This is a genomic window from Mesorhizobium sp. B4-1-1, from assembly GCF_006439375.1.
Taxonomy (GTDB): Bacteria; Pseudomonadota; Alphaproteobacteria; order Rhizobiales; family Rhizobiaceae; genus Mesorhizobium.
On record NZ_VFTH01000004.1, the window covers coordinates 1 to 17,672 of the forward strand.

19 protein-coding genes and 1 pseudogene are annotated in these 17,672 nt (G+C 64.0%); 10 read left to right on the forward strand and 10 right to left on the reverse strand.

Going from position 1 to position 17,672, the window contains the following annotated elements; genetic code table 11:
* Positions 1 to 349 (reverse strand): annotated as a pseudogene (locus FJW10_RS06725) (helix-turn-helix domain-containing protein); the annotation flags it as partial.
* A 276-nt stretch (positions 350 to 625) separates the two neighbouring features.
* Here FJW10_RS06725 and FJW10_RS06730 point away from each other — a divergent pair.
* Together FJW10_RS06730 and FJW10_RS06735 are read left to right on the forward strand one after the other, a co-directional pair.
* Positions 626 to 835: a DUF2061 domain-containing protein gene (locus FJW10_RS06730; protein WP_140640682.1), complete on the forward strand. Its 210-nt coding sequence runs from the start codon at positions 626 to 628 to the stop codon at positions 833 to 835.
* Between the two features lie 127 nt (positions 836 to 962).
* On the forward strand, positions 963 to 2,144 hold the full coding sequence (locus FJW10_RS06735) for an MFS transporter (protein WP_140899348.1): 1,182 nt from the start codon (positions 963 to 965) through the stop codon (positions 2,142 to 2,144).
* A 16-nt stretch (positions 2,145 to 2,160) separates the two neighbouring features.
* On the opposite strand, the gene FJW10_RS06740 is transcribed toward FJW10_RS06735, so the two are convergent.
* Positions 2,161 to 3,552 carry a PLP-dependent aminotransferase family protein gene (locus FJW10_RS06740; protein ID WP_140899350.1) on the reverse strand — a complete coding sequence of 464 codons (1,392 nt, stop codon included), beginning with the start codon at positions 3,550 to 3,552 and terminating at the stop codon, positions 2,161 to 2,163.
* Positions 3,553 to 3,650: 98 nt separating this feature from the next.
* On the opposite strand from FJW10_RS06740, the gene FJW10_RS06745 reads away from it, so the two are divergent.
* A complete protein-coding gene (locus FJW10_RS06745) occupies positions 3,651 to 4,037 on the forward strand; it encodes a DUF983 domain-containing protein (protein WP_140828112.1) in 387 nt (128 codons plus the stop codon).
* Between the two features lie 3 nt (positions 4,038 to 4,040).
* On the opposite strand, the gene FJW10_RS06750 is transcribed toward FJW10_RS06745, so the two are convergent.
* Complete coding sequence (locus tag FJW10_RS06750; protein ID WP_140899352.1) at positions 4,041 to 4,598, reverse strand: GNAT family N-acetyltransferase; 558 nt, start codon at positions 4,596 to 4,598, stop codon at positions 4,041 to 4,043.
* 47 nt (positions 4,599 to 4,645) lie between these two features.
* Entirely contained in the window at positions 4,646 to 5,356 is a 711-nt protein-coding gene (locus tag FJW10_RS06755) for a DNA helicase (RefSeq protein ID WP_140899354.1), read from the reverse strand.
* A 285-nt stretch (positions 5,357 to 5,641) separates the two neighbouring features.
* On the opposite strand from FJW10_RS06755, the gene FJW10_RS06760 reads away from it, so the two are divergent.
* On the forward strand, positions 5,642 to 6,640 hold the full coding sequence (locus FJW10_RS06760) for a hypothetical protein (RefSeq protein ID WP_140899355.1): 999 nt from the start codon (positions 5,642 to 5,644) through the stop codon (positions 6,638 to 6,640).
* An 11-nt stretch (positions 6,641 to 6,651) separates the two neighbouring features.
* Here FJW10_RS06760 and FJW10_RS06765 read toward each other — a convergent pair whose 3' ends face one another.
* Positions 6,652 to 7,101, reverse strand: a complete 450-nt coding sequence (locus tag FJW10_RS06765) for a GatB/YqeY domain-containing protein (protein ID WP_140828104.1) — start codon at positions 7,099 to 7,101, stop codon at positions 6,652 to 6,654.
* Between the two features lie 260 nt (positions 7,102 to 7,361).
* Between FJW10_RS06765 and carA the strand changes: the two genes are divergently transcribed.
* A complete protein-coding gene (gene carA, locus FJW10_RS06770; protein WP_140899357.1) occupies positions 7,362 to 8,567 on the forward strand; it encodes a glutamine-hydrolyzing carbamoyl-phosphate synthase small subunit in 1,206 nt (401 codons plus the stop codon).
* A 57-nt stretch (positions 8,568 to 8,624) separates the two neighbouring features.
* Here the strand turns inward: carA and FJW10_RS06775 are convergent, their stop codons facing one another.
* From FJW10_RS06775 to mntR, 4 genes are all read right to left on the reverse strand, one after another.
* The gene (locus tag FJW10_RS06775; protein WP_140899359.1) at positions 8,625 to 9,893 is read right to left on the reverse strand and encodes a TCR/Tet family MFS transporter; all 1,269 of its coding nucleotides are present in this window, start codon (positions 9,891 to 9,893) and stop codon (positions 8,625 to 8,627) included.
* Between the two features lie 159 nt (positions 9,894 to 10,052).
* Positions 10,053 to 10,970, reverse strand: a complete 918-nt coding sequence (locus FJW10_RS06780) for a neutral zinc metallopeptidase (RefSeq protein ID WP_140899361.1) — start codon at positions 10,968 to 10,970, stop codon at positions 10,053 to 10,055.
* Between the two features lie 177 nt (positions 10,971 to 11,147).
* Positions 11,148 to 11,336, reverse strand: a complete 189-nt coding sequence (locus tag FJW10_RS06785) for a hypothetical protein (protein ID WP_140640705.1) — start codon at positions 11,334 to 11,336, stop codon at positions 11,148 to 11,150.
* A gap of 96 nt (positions 11,337 to 11,432) precedes the next feature.
* Entirely contained in the window at positions 11,433 to 11,891 is a 459-nt protein-coding gene (gene mntR / locus FJW10_RS06790; RefSeq protein ID WP_140828095.1) for a manganese-binding transcriptional regulator MntR, read from the reverse strand.
* Positions 11,892 to 12,116: 225 nt separating this feature from the next.
* On the opposite strand from mntR, the gene FJW10_RS06795 reads away from it, so the two are divergent.
* The 4 genes from FJW10_RS06795 (at position 12,117) to FJW10_RS06810 (ending at position 15,873) form a co-directional block, all read left to right on the forward strand.
* Positions 12,117 to 13,475: an Nramp family divalent metal transporter gene (locus FJW10_RS06795; protein ID WP_140828093.1), complete on the forward strand. Its 1,359-nt coding sequence runs from the start codon at positions 12,117 to 12,119 to the stop codon at positions 13,473 to 13,475.
* Between the two features lie 36 nt (positions 13,476 to 13,511).
* A complete protein-coding gene (locus FJW10_RS06800) occupies positions 13,512 to 14,354 on the forward strand; it encodes a methyltransferase domain-containing protein (protein WP_140899363.1) in 843 nt (280 codons plus the stop codon).
* Positions 14,355 to 14,508: 154 nt separating this feature from the next.
* Positions 14,509 to 15,159 (forward strand): dihydrofolate reductase family protein, encoded by a 651-nt coding sequence (locus tag FJW10_RS06805; protein ID WP_140899365.1) that lies wholly within the window; start codon positions 14,509 to 14,511, stop codon positions 15,157 to 15,159.
* Positions 15,160 to 15,222: 63 nt separating this feature from the next.
* A complete protein-coding gene (locus FJW10_RS06810) occupies positions 15,223 to 15,873 on the forward strand; it encodes a glutathione S-transferase family protein (protein WP_140899367.1) in 651 nt (216 codons plus the stop codon).
* Positions 15,874 to 15,990: 117 nt separating this feature from the next.
* Here FJW10_RS06810 and FJW10_RS06815 read toward each other — a convergent pair whose 3' ends face one another.
* Positions 15,991 to 16,857 carry a LysR substrate-binding domain-containing protein gene (locus FJW10_RS06815; protein WP_140899741.1) on the reverse strand — a complete coding sequence of 289 codons (867 nt, stop codon included), beginning with the start codon at positions 16,855 to 16,857 and terminating at the stop codon, positions 15,991 to 15,993.
* A 100-nt stretch (positions 16,858 to 16,957) separates the two neighbouring features.
* Between FJW10_RS06815 and FJW10_RS06820 the strand changes: the two genes are divergently transcribed.
* The gene (locus FJW10_RS06820) at positions 16,958 to 17,557 is read left to right on the forward strand and encodes a LysE family translocator (RefSeq protein ID WP_140782296.1); all 600 of its coding nucleotides are present in this window, start codon (positions 16,958 to 16,960) and stop codon (positions 17,555 to 17,557) included.
* The last annotated feature ends 115 nt before the right edge of the window (positions 17,558 to 17,672 follow it).

A 17,672-nucleotide genomic window follows, 5' to 3' on the forward strand; every position in this document is an offset into this window, starting at 1 on the left:
CAGCGTTTTTTTTGAAGCTCAGGCCCTCGTGGCGCAGGAACTGCCATACCGCGTTGTGTGAGACCTTGACCCCGCGGCCGGCCAACTCATCCTTCAGGCCGTGCAGCGTCAAATGCGGTGTCTCACGCATACGTGCCTCGATGAAGGCACGGTGCGGCTCCAGCACCCTCTTGCGATGTCCGCCCATTTTGCCAGGCGCAACCGAGCCAGTCGCCCGGTGGCGCTGCAACAACTTCACCGCCGCCGAAGCCGAAATGCCAAACCGTTTCGCCGCCGATCGGCGGCTCTCGCCGCTCAAAACCGCCGCAACAACCCGCGCGCGAAGATCATCGGAAAGAGGTCGAGTCATCAGATGCTGGCCTCCTTTCCAGCCAGCATTTTGAATCACAAAAACCGTGGATACGGAATCCCCCTCGATTCCGTCAAAGCAGGAACCGCTCTAGAGCAATTCCAGGAAAAGTGTTAAGCGGTTTTCCGTCCGGAATTGCGCAAACAAAAGGCGGTTGGCCGATTTTGTGAAACGGGTCAACCGCAAACGGGACCCGCCGAAAAAATTAGTCTTTGCCCACTCTCGCTTCCGTCGGCTAAGGATCGTCCGAGGACCTGTTGGGAGGACGATTGGTCGATGGACACGCATTCGCGCAGTTTCGCCAAGGCGCTTTCATGGCGAGTCACCGGCACGATCGACACGATGATCATATCGCTGGTAGTCACCGGCAGCATCAAGCTCGCAGCCACGATCGGTCTCACCGAAGTCGTCACGAAGTCGCTGCTCTACTATCTGCACGAACGGGCCTGGCTGAAGATCCCGTATGGACGCAAAACGGCGGCGTAGTCGCGGCGACAGGCCGGTTTCTGATCGGTCCAGTCAAGAAAAGCTAAAGCGCCATCGTCAATTTTTGCATTGCCGCGCCCGCCCGAGCGTGGTTTGAGGCGTGCATTCCTCGCCTGTGTTTTGAACCATGCTGCCGCTGATTGCCCTTTTCCTTGCCGCCTTCGCCTTCGGCACCACCGAATTCGTCATCGCCGGCGTGCTGCCCGAGGTGGCGCAGGGCCTCGGCGTTTCGGTGCCGACCGCAGGCTATCTCGTCTCCGGCTATGCCTGCGGCATTGCCATCGGCGGCCCGCTGCTGGCTTTGGCCACCGGCAAGGTCTCGCGCAAGACGCTGCTGATCGGGCTGACGATCGCTTTCACCCTTGGTCAGGCGGCCTGCGCGCTGGCGCCCGATTTCACCTCGATGCTTCTGCTGCGTATCGCGACCGCCGTGGCGCATGGCTGCTATTTCGGCGTCGCCATGGTGGTCGCCGTCAGCCTGGTGCGCGAGGACCAGCGCGGCCGGGCGGTCGCAGTCATCCTCTCCGGGCTGACGGTCTCCAATGTCATCGGCGTGCCGGCGGGAACGGCGATCGGCAGCCTGTGGGGTTGGCGCGCGACCTTTTGGGTGATGGGTGTGCTGGGCATCATCGCGATCGTCGCCATGCTGGCGCTGCTGCCGCGAACGGCGGGCGCCGCCAATCGGCCAGTCGGCCTGGCGCGCGAAGTTCGTGTGCTCGGCCGCCAGCAGGTCTGGACCTCGCTGATCCTGATGCTGATGCTGATGATCGGCCAGTTTGCGCTGTTCACCTACATCACGCCGATGCTGCTCGAAGTGACAGGCCTCGACGAAAGCCTGATCCCCTTTGTGCTTTTGCTCAACGGCGTCGGCGCCACGATCGGCGTTCTGGTCGGCGGCAAGCTCGCCGACTGGAAGCTGATGCCGTCGCTCATCGTCATGCTTGCCCTGCAGGCGGTGGCGCTGGGCGTCATCCACCTTGTCAGCCCCTACCCGGTGCCGATGATCGCGGCCATCGTCATCTGGGGCGGTCTCAACTTCGCCATCGGCGCGCCGATCCAGACGCGCATCCTCGCCTGGACGGCCGATGCCTCCAACCTCGCCTCCTCGCTGATCCCGTCCGGCTTCAATGTCGGCATCGCGCTGGCCGCCTCGCTGGGCGCGGCGATGCTCAATGCCGGCTACGGCTATCGCAGCCTGCCGCTGGCAGGGGCCCTGGCCATGTTGGTGGCGGTAGTGGTGGCTGTCGCCTCGCAGGCCTGGGAGTGGCGCAGCCGCGCGACCCCGCCGCTGCCGGCGGCGGCCGAATAGCAGGCTTTCGCTTGCCTTAGACTTTTGGCCGCGAAGGGCCCGCAGTTCCCGAAAGAATGGAAGCCAGGCCTTGAAGGCCTTCCGTCAACCGTTCCCGATTGGGGGTGGCGCCCAGCGCCAGGCGAAAGCCGTTGGGAAACTCCTGCCCGACGGCGAACTCTTCCGCGGGGCTGATGGCTAGCCCTCGGCGGCGAGCGGTGCCGGCGAGCTCTTCCGAGCGCAGCTGGCTCTCCAGCGGATACCATAGATGCAAGCCGGACTCCGATGCCACAAAACCCTTGGGCAGGATGTCGCGCGCGATCTCTTGCCTGGCCTGCGCTTCGGTGCGCACGGCGGCGGTGATTTCCCCGGCAAGACCGCTGCGCAGCCACTCGCAGGCGAGGCCCGTCATCAGCGGCGGCGCCATCATCGTCGTGCCGCGTATCGCTGTGGCGATCCGCTCGGCGGCTTGCTGATCGGGCGCCGCCAGGAAGGCCGTGCGCAGGAAAGGTGAGAAGCACTTCGCCAATGTCGCGACATGGAAGGTCCGCTCCGGCGCCAGGTTCAGAAAGGCCGGTGGCGGTGCGGCGAGCAACCTTCTGTAGGGATCGTCCTCGATGATGGTCAGCTCGAGTTTTTCGGCCATGCGGGCGAGTTCGCGCCGCCGGCCTTCGGGCATGACGGATGCGGTCGGATTTTGAAGCGTCGGATTGAGGTAGAGAATGCGCGCGCCATGCCGGCGCGTCGCCTCTTCGAGATCGTCCGGTCGCATGCCGTCACCATCGTTTGCGACAGCGACGAGCTTGCGGCGCGCGGCCTCGGCCAGCGCGATCAGCCCGGGGTAGGTCAGCGCGTCGGCGAGGATCGTGTCGCCCTCGCGAGTCTGAGACAGCACGATGGCCGTGAGCAGCGCCTGCGCGCCCGAGCCGACAACGACCCTGTCGGCCGGCAGCCTGTTCCCCGTTTCGGCAAGCCATGACGAGCCGACGGCGCGCTCCACGGGCGAGCCCGGACCGGGATGGTAGGCAAGCAGCGCTTCCGCGCTGGAGCGCTTGAGCAGCCCCTCGATGCCCGTCCTGATCAAGGCTGGCAGGTTGAGGCCGGCCGGCGCCGGCGGCATGTTCATGCTGAGATCGAGGACAGGCTCTTCCGGCTCGCCCGGCGTGACGAAGGTGCCCCGTCCCGCGTTTGCGTCGATAAGGTTCCTGCGCCTGGCTTCGGAAAACGCCCGCGTGACCGTCGTGAGATCGACCCCCAGCAGTCGTGCGAGTTCCCGCTGCGGCGGCAACCTGTCGCCGGGTTGCAACCGGCCGTTCGAGCGGGCACCCGCAAGGGCGTCGACGATCTTCAGATAGACCGGTCGCGGCCCTGCCTCCAGAACCGGGAGCCAGCTGATGTCGCTTTCGCCCGTCACGTATCGCCAGTCCATACATTTTGTCGCATTGTATGCATACAAGTATGATATATGTATGCATCCGAGACCTCAAGGCCCGCACAGGCCCTCACGCGAGGTCTATTGGAGCGATCATGGAAGATCTTGCGCATTATCCACGTCTGGTACCTTGGCAGGTAGGAATCCGGGGTCGTTGCCCGCGTTGCGGCGAGGGCCACCTGTTCGAGGGATTCTTGAAACTGGCTCCGAAATGCGATGTCTGCGGGCTCGACTATTCCTTTGCCGATCCCGCCGACGGCCCGGCCTTCTTCGTCATCTGCTTTGCCTGTGTGCCTTCGGTGCTGTTCGCCGTCTGGGCGCAGGTGGCTTTCGAGCCCTCCATGTGGTTCCACGCCTTCGTTTCGATCCCGATCGTTCTTGCGACCTGCATCCCGCCGCTCAGGCCGCTCAAAGGCTGGCTCGTCGCAAGCCAGTTCTACCACAAGGCGGAAGAAGGAAGGCTGGCCAGGCCCGGCGAGTAACCTTCAAAGGTCGATGCGGAACTTGAGGCTCTCCGCGCCGCCATAGGCGGCGTCCTCGAAGAAGCGGCCGACGAGCTTGCCGCCATTCGCTGTGATAACCTTGTGCGAAGCCGGATTGCCCGGCTTCGCGGTGATCTCGACATGGTCGAGCCCGACCGCCCTCGCCTCGTCGAGCATCAGCCGCAACGCTTCGGTGGCATAGCCTCGGCTCCGCTTCCACGGCACAACCGCATAGCCGATATGGCCAAGCACATGCGAGGGCAGCGCCGAGGTGCCCTTCTGCCAGCGAAAACCGATCGAGCCGGCGGCCTCGCCATCCCAGATCCAGCGCCGGAAGCCCGGCAGGCGCGCGACCTTGGTGCCGTTGGGTAGGATGATGGGCGGCCCCTTCGCTTCGGGGTCGTCGAGGCCGGCGAGAAAGGCGACAGGATCTTTCTCGATCGCCTCGAGCTGCTCGCGCGTCGCTTCGAGGAACCGCACATTGTCGGGCGACCACCCGCGCTCCAGCGCCGCCTTGTAGGAAGGCAAATGTTCGAGCGCGGGTTTGACGATCTCGATCATGGTTCGCTTCCCTGTTGAGACCGGCATAGCCGCGACGCGGATCGTCCTCAAGTCGCCTGAAACCGGATTTCGCCCTTGTTCAGGAAACAGGCCTTGTCGAACAGCGACATGTCGAGCGGGTTCGGCAGCCGGATATCGCCGATACCCGGGAACGGTCTCCCGGAGGAATCATAGGACCTGTCGACCTGCGAGATGAAGACCAGCACCAGTCCCCGTTCCCGGGCAAACGACCTCAAGGCGCGGATCTGGACCATGAGCTCGGGATTCTCCCGCTTCTGGTCGAGCAGTTGCAGATAGTCGATGACCGCCAGCGTGCCGCGCGGCGCCGACCGCAACCTCTCGATGATGTAACTGGCGCTTATGGCGTCGGAATTGTCGAAATCGAACAGGTCACTGAAATCGGCCGGGTCGATCCCGATGTCGCGGAAACGGTCGAGGATGTCGGGATGCATGTACTCCAGGGTAAAGAACACGGCGCGACTGCCTTGCTTCATGGCCGCCACGGCGAGCTCGAGGCTCATCAGCGTCTTGCCCTGGCCCGGCCGCGCCGCCACGAGAACCATGTCGCCGGGGATCAGCCGCGCCAACAGGGCGCCGGCTGGCGCAGCCTCGGTGGCCTTGGCAGCAAGGAGGCTCCAGCTGCCAAAACCTTCTTTGCCGGCAATGCGGTCGAGCGCTGTGTGGAGTGGAACATTTTCCCGGCGGGACAGCAGCCTCGCCTGGCGCTTCAGATGATAGACGGGTGCGAAAAGCTGCATCGAAAAACCTCCTGCCGCGAGCAGTCTCGACAACCCCTCCTTATGTCTGGCGCTCGAACAGTTGGTTGGATGTGAATTGCCCTGCATGAACGATGCTTCCCGATGGAGGGAGGAGGCGTGGGCGCGCCGGAATCAGATCATAGCTCAATCGAAGCGGTCCGGAAATCCGACTTCCAAAAGGCGTCGCTAAACTAGAAGTGTTTCGCCGATGGATGCGAGATCTTCTATGATCGACCTGGGTGATTCACGGGTACGAGACAACGCTTCGACAGGAGGGGCAAAACGGTGGGGTTGAAATCTGTTCCGCTGGGCGCGGCCATCTTTTGTCTTGTCGCGACCCTCGCCGCCTTGACAGCGTCCGTCAGTTCGTTCGCGGCGTTGCGGCCGTCGACCGTTCCCGACTGGCTGCAGCGCCATGTCGGCGACGGCGAGGGCCAGATTTCGCAGGTCGTTCTGGAGCGGGCGCGCGCGCTCTACCAGAAGAAGGTCAGCGATGGTTCGGTCGGCAACCCCTGCTACTTCGCCATGGATGCCACGCGTCCCGGGGATTTGGGCAACAGCGTGCTGGGCCAGCGCTATTACATCATATGCGAAAGCAAGCAGCTCTTCCGCGCGGTTTCCTCGGGCCATGGCGGCGGCCGCAACCTGAAAGGCGTTGCCGATTTCTCCAACGGCAGGCGTTGCGCGAAGAACTTCGGCAACGCGATGGACTCGGCGCTGACGGCCGGCGGCGCCTATATGACCGCCGAGACCAAGACGTCCTTCAAGGGGTATTACCGTGTCGGCGCGCAGAACGCGGTGTTCATGCGCAGCTTCATCCAGTTCGACGGCGAAGGCGAAGCGGCGAACGCCAGGCAGCGCGTGATTGGCGGCCATCCGGCTGCCTTGCTCAGGGGCATGTGCATGCGCAAAGACCCGAACAGCTCATACGCCGACCATGACGGCCTTGTTCCGTTCGGCAAGCTGGTGAACTATGCCGGCGGCCGCAGCAATGGCTGCACCAGTTGGTCGCCCGCTGACGCCGAGCAGATCATCCCGCTGGTGAAGAACAAACCGACGACGCTCTACATCTATCCGGAATCGCGCGACATCGCCGCTGTCGCCCGGGCAAAGGCCGCAGGCCAATCGCTGTCAGGCGCGGGCCTCTATTGGAACGCCTCCTGCCTGAGCGAGATCGGCTCGCCGAAATTCTGGCCCAGGAAGACGCTGGAGCCGATCATCGCGCAGTACAAGAAGGATCATCCGGCACCGCCGCCGCAGCCGATACCGATGTGCAAGGATTAGCGAAGCCGCACCTACTGCAGCAGCCCCTTGATGATGGCGCTGGCCTTGGCGAAGTCCATCTGGCCGGCATACTTCTGCTTCAGCGCGCCGATCACCTTGCCCATGTCCTTTTGGCTGGCGGCACCCGTCGCCGCGATCGCTTCGCGCGCCGCAGCCTGGATTGCCGCGTCGTCGAGCTGCGTCGGCAGGAACGCGCGGATGATTTCCATCTCGCCGCGCTCCTGCGTCGCCAGTTCCGGCCGCTTGCCGTCTTCGAAGGCCTTGGCCGATTCCTCGCGCTGCTTCACCATCTTGGCGAGGATTTGCAGGATCTCTTCCTCGCTCGCCGGCGGCTTGCCGGCGCCGCGATTGGCGATGTCGCGATCGTGGATAGCGGCCTGGATCAGCCGCAGCGTCGGCAAGCGGTGCTTGTCCTGCGCCTTCATCGCGCTCTTCATGGATTCGGCGATTTTCTCGCGCATCGTGCTTCTCCTTCGAATGCGGCGGACAATAGCTTTGCCGAACGGCCAACGCAAATCGCGGCAAGATGCTGATATTGCTGGACGAAAGCAAATCGGCCGTGGTCCGGGGGCGCCGCATTGACCGCTCCGGCGCGTTCGCCTATGTACTCGGTCCTGCATGAGACAATGAGTTGACGCGTGAGAGCCGGGAAATCCAGCTTCGCGCCTTGCCGCGCAAATGGTCCCGCCGGCCGATTGCCGCGCCTGACAGGAGTGCCGCCATGGCCACCACCACCGCCCCCTGGGCAACCGAAAAGCCGACCGCCCTTCTGGTCCTCGCCGACGGCACGGTGATCGAAGGCCGCGGCCTTGGCGCCACGGGATCGGCCGTTGCGGAAGTGTGCTTCAACACCGCGCTGACCGGCTATGAAGAAATCCTCACCGATCCGTCTTACGCCGGCCAGATCGTGACCTTCACCTTCCCGCATATCGGCAATGTCGGCACCAATGACGAGGATATCGAGGATTTGCATCCAGCCGCCCGCGCGGGCGCTGTCGGCGCCATCTTCAAGGCCAACGTTACCGACCCCTCGAACTATCGCGCCGCCGGCCATCTCGACCAGTGGCTGAAGCGGCGCGGCATCGTCGCGCTGTCCGGCATCGACACCCGCGCGCTGACCGTGCTGATCCGCGAGAAGGGCATGCCCAATGCCGTCATCGCGCATGCGCCCGACGGCGTCTTCGACATCGAGGACCTGAAGCGGCAGGCCGCGGCCTGGTCGGGCCTGATCGGCCTCGACCTCGCCAAGGAGGTCACGTCGGGCCAGTCTTCGGTCTGGCGCGAGACGCCCTGGATCTGGAATGAAGGCTATGGTGAGCGGGGCGAGCCTTCCCTGCACGTCGTGGCCGTCGACTACGGCGTCAAGCGCAACATCCTGCGCCTGCTTGCAGGTCTCGGCGCCAAGGTCACCGTCGTGCCGGCCAAGACCGGTGCCGAGGAGATCCTGGCCATGCGGCCGGACGGCATCTTCCTGTCGAATGGCCCCGGCGATCCGGAAGCGACCGGCGAATATGCCGTGCCGGTGATCCAGAGCCTCTTGAAGACCGACATACCGGTATTCGGCATCTGCCTCGGCCATCAGATGCTGGCGCTGGCGCTCGGCGGCAGGACCGAGAAGATGCACCAGGGCCACCACGGCGCCAACCATCCGGTCAAGGACCACACCACCGGCAAGGTCGAGATCGTCTCGATGAACCACGGTTTCGCCGTCGACGCGGACTCGCTGCCCGAAGGCGTCGAGGAAACCCATGTCTCGCTCTTCGACGGCTCGAACTGCGGTATCGCGCTGACCGGCCGGCCTGTGTTCTCGGTTCAGCATCATCCCGAGGCCTCGCCCGGCCCGCAGGATTCACATTACCTCTTCCGCCGCTTCGTAAACCTCATCCGCGAGCGGCGCGGCGAGGAAGCGCTGGCCGAACGCGCGTAACGACCTGCGCAGGAAGTCGCCATTTGCAGACCGGCCTCACCTGAATACCGACACGCCTCAGGCTGGATCGGTCACCGCTTCCTGTGTGTGCATGCGCTCGACTTCCTTCGGCGTCGGCTTGGCCACTTTCGTCACGAAGACGACGACCGCCGACGTCAGGAAGATCGCGCCCAGCACATAGGGCGCGCCGCCGAACACGACCGGCGCCGTCGGGCTCGTGAACCAGGAAAAGATCGCCGTGTAGAGCAGCGGCGTGATGATCGAGGTGATCGAGAAGATCGAGGTCATCGCGCCCTGCAATTCGCCCTGCGCCGAGGGCGGCACCTTGGCGGCGGCGAGGCTTCTGAGCGGCGGATCGGCCAGCGCTTCCAGGCAGCCGGCCACGATCACCGCATAGATCATCCAGCCTTGCGTCGAAAACGCATAGCCGAAGGCGCTGAGCGCGGTGAAGGTCAGCCCGATAGCCGCCGTCCTCCACTCGCCGAGCCTGGGAATGATCCGCGGCAGCACCGTCGCCATGATGATTGCGCCGCAAAGGCCGAAGGCGCCGAGCGAAAAGCCGATCTGCTGCTGGCTCCAGCCATAGCGATAAGTGGAGACGAACGACCAGACCGCCGGATACATCATGTGGCCGAGCGTCATCAGGAAGAACACCAGCCCGATCCAGCCGATGCCTGGATAATTGCGCATCTGCATGAGCGTGCCGACCGGATTGGCACGCTTCCACTCGAAACGGCGACGATGCTTTTCATCCAGCGTCTCCGGCAGGAGGAACATCGCGATCAGGAAATTCACGAAGGCGAGTGCTGCGGCGAAATAGAACGGCATGCGCGGCCCGAACGTGCCGAGCAACCCGCCCAGCACCGGGCCGATGACGAAGCCGACGCCGAAGGCGATGCCGAGCAGGCCGAAATTCTTCGCCCGGTTCTCGTCGTTCGAGATATCGGCGATGAAGGCCGATGTCGTCGAATAGCTGGCGCCGGAAATGCCCGCGAGCACGCGGCCGATGAACAGCATCGGAAAGGACCAGGCGATGGCGCAGATCAGGTTGTCGATGGAAAAGGTCAGCACCGACGCAAGCAGGATCGGCCGTCGTCCGAAGCGGTCGCTCAAGCCGCCGATGATCGGCGCGAAGACGAACTGCATCGCCGCATAGACGAAGAACAGCCAGCCGCCCTCGATCGCGGCCTCGCTGACGCTGACGCCGCTCAGTTCCTCCAGATAGGCCGGCAGCACCGGCATGATGATGCCGAAGCCGATGATGTCGAGCAGCAGCGTCGTGAAAACGAGCGCAAGGCCCCGCTTGGCGGTCTTCGGGTCGATCATGGTGACAAGCTCCTCATCCGCCTTGGGGCAAGGGGGGACCTTATAGGCGAGGTTAGCGGCGGGAACAATCCGCGAACGAAGGCAAACGTCTTATGCTGACATCCCTTGCCAGCCGCCTTCGGTCGTTGGTCGTCACCCGAAAGAAGCGGCAGCGCCGCCTCAGATCGGCCCGCTCATGGTGTTGCAGTCGGACAGCTTGCCGCTCTTGTAGCCGCGCGCCAGCCATGTCTGCCGCTGCTGCGAGGTGCCATGGTTGAAGCTTTCCGGCACGACATAGCCCTGCATCTTCTTCTGCAGCGTGTCGTCGCCGATCTGCTTGGCGGCATTCAGCGCGCTTTCGATGTCGCCCTGCTCCAATATACCTTTTTGTGCGGTGTAATGGGCCCATACGCCGGCGAAGCAGTCGGCCTGAAGCTCGATGCGCACCGAGAGCTGGTTGGCGTCGGCCTCGCTCATGCCTTGGCGCATCTGGTTGAACTTGCTCATGATGCCGGTGAGGTTCTGCACATGGTGACCGATCTCATGCGCCACCACATAGGCACGCGCGAACTCGCCGGCAGCGCCGAACTGCTGGTCGAGCTGCTGGAAGAAGGTCATGTCGAGATAGACCTTGTGATCGCCAGGGCAATAGAACGGCCCGGCCGCCGCCGAGGCGAAACCGCAGGCCGAACGGACCTGGCCGCTGAACAGCACCAGCTTGGGATCCTCATAGGTCAGGCCCTGGGACTTGAAAATGCCGGTCCAGGTGTCTTCGGTTTCCGCCAGCACCGTCGCGACGAACTGCTTCATCTCGTCATTGGCGGGCGCGCCGCCATTGTCCTGCGAGTCGCTGTTGTCGGTGATCTGGCCGCCGCCACCCGGGAGCAACCCGCCGTCGCCGCCACCCAGGATCTGCGATGGATCAAAACCGAAATACCATCCCGCGACCACGACCAGGATGACCAGGAGAATGCTGCCGCCGCCACCGGTACGGCCGCCGATGGGAAGTCGGAACTGACCGCCGCCGCCCAATCCGCCGCCGCTGTCGCTACGGTCATCCTCGATGTTGTCGCTCTGACGACGGCCTCTCCAAAGCATGGCAACTCCTCGCAACGCGAATGTCCTGGAGGGACTGGCCCACGACCACCCCCTGCAGACAATTATCGCAACGGCTGGCCTAAGTCACAGAATTTTTCGCTCCCGCCAAATGCCGGACGCGCCGGAAAATCTCAATCGGGCAAGCAAGGCCCACCGACCATAAACCGGCTAAAAGCCTCAGCTTTTCTGCTTGGCGCCGGCGCTCTTGCCGTCCGAACTTTTCGAACGTTCCTCGAAACGCGCCGCGCCCTTCTTCAGCGGATGGCCAGTCTCGGCCTCGGTCTTGCGCTCGTCCTTGGCGGCCGCCTGCCGCAATCCCCTGGCTGCCTGCTTCCCTTTAGCGGTCGGTGCCTGTTCGACGCCCATTGCTTCCTCCCTAAGCGCGACAATCGCGCAATGTGGGAAAGTAATGCGGCGGAGATGCGTCGGTTCCGCTTCAACACGCCCGGACGCACCGCAGTCCTAGGCTTGGCGATGCGTCATCGCCCGGCGGAAAGCTTCCAGCGTCTCGGCGCTGACATGGTGCTCGATGCCCTCGGCGTCGATGCGCGCCGTCTCGGCGCTGACGCCGAGAGAGCGCAGGAAGGCCTCCACCGTCTGGTGGCGGATACGGCTTTCCTCGGCGACCTTGCGGCCGGCTTCGGTCAAGAACACCCCGCGATAGGGCTTTCGCGAGACCAATCCGTCGGCGCACAGCCTGGTCAGCATTTTTGCCACCGTCGGCTGCGCGACGCCGAGCCTTGCCGCGATATCCACCTGCCGCGCTTCGTTGCCGTCCTCGATCAGGTCGGCGATCAGCTCGACATAGTCCTCGACCAGCGCGCCGCGGCGCGCTTCGCGCATCTGCCGGAAACCCTCCGAATGGATTTCGGCATCGGGAAGCGGCTCCTCGCGTCGAACTGGTTTGTTCCTAAGCGCCAATACGCGCTCCTCCTTGAATCGGGGTCGTATTCATAACACGAACCCCTGATGGTCCGGCCGTTTATTTGCATTCCCGCGCGGGCGCAACCAGCGTTTGCGGTCGCCCGCGTCCAGGCCTGCTCTGGCGCATCACGAAAGCATGATCAATGAAATATAGCCTATTGCATAATGTTGAGCCATGGCATAGATAAGAGGCACCTTCGACACATTCCAGCGGAAATCCCCATGTCCGACGCCGATGCAGCAACCGTAGCCCGACCCGCATGGCGATTCGACAAGTCCGACGAAGAGCAGCCAAGCCTGCGCGAGGTGAACGCCTCGATCGCGGTGCCACAGACTGGAGCCTGGTTCCGCCGCCTGTTCGCCTTCATGGGACCGGGCTACATGATCTCCGTCGGCTATATGGATCCGGGCAACTGGGCGACCGACCTCGCCGGCGGCGCCCAGTTCGGCTACACGCTGCTCTTCATCATCATGCTGTCGAACCTGATGGCGATCCTGTTGCAGGCGCTGTCCGCCCGCCTTGGCATCGCCACCGGGCGCGACCTCGCCCAGGCCTGCCGCGCCTACTATCCGCGCCCCGTCAATTTCGTGCTCTGGATCGCCTGCGAGCTGGCGATCATCGCCTGCGACCTCGCCGAGGTGATCGGCACGGCGATCGCGCTGCAGCTTCTGTTCGGCATTCCGCTGATCGGCGGCGCCATGCTGACCGCGCTCGACGCCTTCCTGGTGCTTCTTTTGATGAACAAGGGCTTCCGCTATCTTGAAGCCTTCGTCATCGCGCTCCTGATCATCATCTTCGGCTGCTTTGCCATCCAGATCTTCGTCGCCGCGCCGCCGGCCGGCACGATCCTGCATTCGATGTTCGTGCCGTCACCCGAGATCGTCACCAATCCGACGATGCTCTATATCGCCATCGGCATCATCGGCGCGACGGTCATGCCGCATAATCTCTACCTGCATTCCTCGATCGTGCAGACCCGCGCCTATGAGCGTACCGATGCAGGCAAGCGCGACGCCATCAAATGGGCGACGACGGATTCGACCATCGCGCTGATCCTGGCGCTGTTCGTCAACGCCTCGATCCTGATCGTCGCGGCGGTCGCCTTCCACGACACCGGGCATCAGGACGTCGCCGAGATCGGCCAGGCCTTCGAGTTGCTGTCGCCGCTGCTGGGCCTGAGCATCGCCTCGATCCTGTTTGCCATCGCGCTGCTGGCTTCTGGCCTCAATTCGACCGTCACCGCGACGCTTGCCGGCCAGATCGTGATGGAAGGTTTTCTGCGGCTGCGCATCCCGCAATGGGCACGGCGCCTCCTGACGCGCGGCATCGCCATCGTCCCGGTGGTGGTCGTCACCGCGCTCTACGGCGAAAAGGGCACAGCTCAATTGCTGGTCTTCAGTCAGGTGGTGCTGTCGATGCAACTGCCCTTCGCCGTCATCCCGCTGGTGCAGTTCGTGTCGGACAAGAAGAAGATGGGCAGTTTCGCCATACCGCGCGCCGTCGCGGCGCTGGCATGGGTCGTTGCCGCCGTCATCCTCGTTCTTAACTTCAAGCTGCTCTACGACACCATCGCCGGCTGAGCGAGACATTCGCGCCGGCCGCGCTATCTTCGCGCTATGGCGGAACCGGACGAAGCCCGCAGATTCTATGCCAGGCTGATGGCCGCGCAGGCTCGGTCGTCCGATCCGCGCATCGAGGAGGTATTCGCGTCGGTGCCGCGCGAGGCTTTCCTGGGTCCGGGACCATGGACTGTTTTTGCCGGCGAAGGCCGGTTCGAGACGCCGAGCGCCGATCCGACCTATATCTACCAGAACGTGCTTGTCGTGCTCGATGCCGACAAAGGCATCAACAACGGCGAGCCGCTTCTGCACGCCATGTGGCTCGGCAAGGTCGAGCCGAAGCCGGGCGAGCACGTCACCCATATCGGCGCCGGCACCGGCTATTATACAGCGCTGCTGGCGAGGCTGGTCGAGCCGGGCGGCGGCGTCACCGCCTTCGAGCTGGAGGCTGGTCTCGCCGCGCGCGCCAAAGCGAACCTTGCGGCTTACGACAACGTCGAAATCGTCCAGGCCGACGCCGTCGCCAATCCATTGCCGCCGTCCGACGTCATCTACGTCAATGCCGGCGTCGTCGCTCCGCCGGCCGCATGGCTGAAAGCGTTGAAGCCCGGCGGCCGCATGATCTTTCCGTGGCGCCCGTCCGAAACCGTCGGCCTCGCGGTCCTCATAACACGCCTGGCAAACGGCTTCGCCTGCCGACCGTTCATGGGCTCCTGGTTCATCCCTTGCGTCGGCGCCTCCATTGCCGGGCCGGCCGCGAAAATACCGACCCGCGAGCGCGCCGCGCGCACCCGCTCGATCTGGCTGAGGGAGGACAAGGCGCCGGACCGGACGGCAACCGCCGTGTTCGGCGACGTCTGGTTCTCTTCTCGCACGGACCGCGCCGAGAGCACGCGATAGAAATTCTAGAACCCTTGTCGAAAACGCGCCTTGCCGTTCGTCCTAGGAGCAATTCCAGGAAAAGGGCGAAGCGGTTTTCCGTCAGGAATTGCATCAAACCACTCTAGGCAGAAATCCGGCCCTGACGGCGCGGATCGTGAAACGGAGAAGACAGATGCGCAAGATCATCGCCGCCACATTCGTAAGTCTCGACGGCGTCATGCAGGCGCCCGGCGGGCCGGAAGAGGATCCGGTCGGCGGCTTCAAGTTCGGCGGCTGGACCTTCCATTACTTCGACGAAGTGGGGGGCGCGGCAATGGAAGAGCTGTTCTCCAAACCCTTCGCCTTGCTGCTCGGCCGCAGAACCTACGACATCTTCGCCGCGCATTGGCCGTATCAGAACGATCCGATCGCGGATGTTTTCAATCCCGCGGTCAAATATGTGGCCACACACCAGCCGGATTCGCTGACCTGGCAGAACACCCAGTCGCTCGGGCCCGATATCGTTGCCAGGCTTAAGGAACTCAAGCAGGAAGACGGACCTGACCTGCTCATCCAGGGATCGGGCAATCTGATCCAGACCTTGCTCGCCAACGGGCTGATCGACGAGATCCGGCTGATGATCTTCCCCGTGGTGCTGGGCAAGGGCAAGCGGCTGTTCGGCGACAGCGCGATGCCGGCGGCGTTCAAGCTCGTCAAATCGCAGACTTCCACCACCGGCGTCATCATAGCGACCTATGAGCGCGCGGGCGAAATCCGCACGGGCTCGTTTGCTCAGCAGGAGCCTTCCAAAGCCGAACTCGAACGGCGCAGGAACTGGAAATAGCACAAGGCCGTCGCGCGTCGGCCGGGAACGCCGCGTATTCGACTGAACGGTCAGGAGCCGCCGATGATCCCCACCATTACCGCCTTTGAATGCTCGCCCGATGGCGGCAGGGGGTTGGCGCGCGACATGCACGTGCGCTGGGCACTCGAGGAAGTCGGCCAGCCTTATGACGTTCGTCTTGTTTCATTCGATGCGATGAAGCGACCCGCGCATCTTGCGATCAGTCCATTCGGCAATATCCCGACCTATGAAGAAGGAGATCTCGCTTTGTTCGAGTCGGGGGCGATCGTCCTTCACATCGCGGTGCGTCACCCGGGCCTGATGCCCGAGGATGCGAACGCGCGGGCGCGTGCGATCGCCTGGATGTTCGCAGCCTTCAGCACCGTGGAGCAACCGATCCTCGATCGCACGACAGCTGTGATCCTGGAGCGCGACGCGGCGTGGCACGAGCAGCGCCTGCCTTTGGTCGATGACCGGATCCGCAAGCGGCTGGCCGAGCTCTCCCGCCATCTCGGCGATAGCGACTGGCTCGACGGCGCGTTCAGCGCCGGCGACCTCGTCATGGTGGGCGTGCTGCGCCGGCTGCAGAGGTCGGGTTTGCTGAACGAATTCCCGAACGTTGCCGCCTATGTCGCCCGCGGCGAGGCTCGGCCCGCCTTCAAGCGCGCTTTCGATGCGCAATTGGCGGTCGCCATGGCTGCGTCGAACGGCTGACCGGATGCCTACAGCAATTCCAGGAAAAGTGTGAGCGGTTTTCCGTCCGGAATTGCGTAGAAACAAAGAGATAGAGCGGTTCGCCGTTTCCGTGAAACGGTGAAACGCGCTAGCCGTTCACGCTGCCTGGCGATAGCGTGAAAGGCCCTCGCGGATATGGCTGGCAAAAGCCTGCGCGGCCGGTTGGGTGGCATGTTTGGGCATATGCAGGTTGACGGAGAAATTCGGCAGCGCCGGAAGCCCGGCATCGGACAGGATGTCGAGATCGGCCGGAACCGTCGAGGCAAGCCAGGTGGTCACCGCCAGGTCCGACCGCACAGTGGCGGTCGTCGCATCGATGTTGCCGTTCTCGAACACGGTGCGCCAGTCGAGCCCGTGCTCGCCAAGCGCTGCCAGCACCGCCGGCCGGAAGGCGCAGGTGTCGGCGACGATGGAAACCGGCAGCGGCCGTTTCAGGCGTGCCGCCCCGCCTCTGGCGCCGACCCATACCAGCCGGTCGACGAGCAGGCATTCGCCGGTGGTGGGACCGACGCGCTCCTCGATGACGGCAAGGTCGATCGTGCCCGCCGCCAGGGCCGCCGTGAGTTCCGGCGAGGACGCGCAGACCAGCGAAATCTCCACCTGCGGATAGGCTTCGGCATAGGCCTTCAGCGCAGGCGCGAGCAGCGTGCCGACGAGATCATAAGGCACGCCGATCCGCACCTGCCCGGCAACCGCCCTGCCCCTGATCTCGGCAAGGATCTCGTCGTTGAGCTGCAGCAGGCGGCTGGCCCTGTCGAGCAGCCGCTCGCCGGATCGCGTCAGCTTGAGGCCCCGGCGATCACGCTCGAACAAGCTCTGACCGAGCACCTCTTCAAGCCGCTTGACCTGCTGGCTGACGGCGCCTTGCGTCAGGTGAAGCGCATTGGCCGCCGCCGTCATGCTGGCCTTGTCGGCCGTCGTGACGAAGGTACGGATGAGAGTCGTGTCGAGGTCGCGGATCATGGCTGACATTATACTTCCTAATGCAAACCATATCAAACATTGCATTTACTGATGCAACGAAGCGCCTAAGCATGCCGGCTCCTTCGACTGGAAAGCCCGCATGTCCGACACCATCATCCCGCTGGTCCTGTTCGCGCTGATCTCGACCTCGACGCCAGGCATCGCCACGACACTGTCGACGGCGTCCGGCGCGCAATTCGGCTTCCGCCGTTCCGTGCCTTTGATGGCCGGCAGCGCCGCCGGTTTGGCTACCGTGGCGGCTGCGGGCGCTGCCGGGCTGGCCGGTCTGCTCGCCGCGGTGCCGTCTTTGCAGCTTGCCATGAAGATCGCCGGCTCGCTCTATCTGATCTGGCTGGCCATCAAGATCGGCCGCAGCGGTCCCCCCAACCTCGACATCAGCATGGCCAGGCCGAACAGCTTCTTCGGCGGCGCCGGCATCCAGTGGATGAACCCGAAAGGTTGGGCGATGGGACTGGGCGCGGCCGCATCCTTCGCGGCGCTGGCCGATGGTCCCTTGCAACTGGCGCTCCTGCTCGGCGCCGTGTTCGGCTTGGCAGCGGCCTTTTCGCTGTCGCTGTGGTGCGTGGCGGGAACCCTGCTTGCCCGACTGCTGACGACCGAACGCCAGTGGCGCGCGCTCAACATCGTGCTCGGCCTGCTGCTGGCCGCCTCGATCTTGCAGATGTGGCGGCCAGCTTAAGAGGAGATCAGACGACGTAGCGTGCCGCCGGCTTGCCGGAGAACAGGCTGCGCTGGATGCTGTGGCTGACCTCGATCTGGAACTGCCGACGGCCGCTCCTTCATCCTGAAGAAGC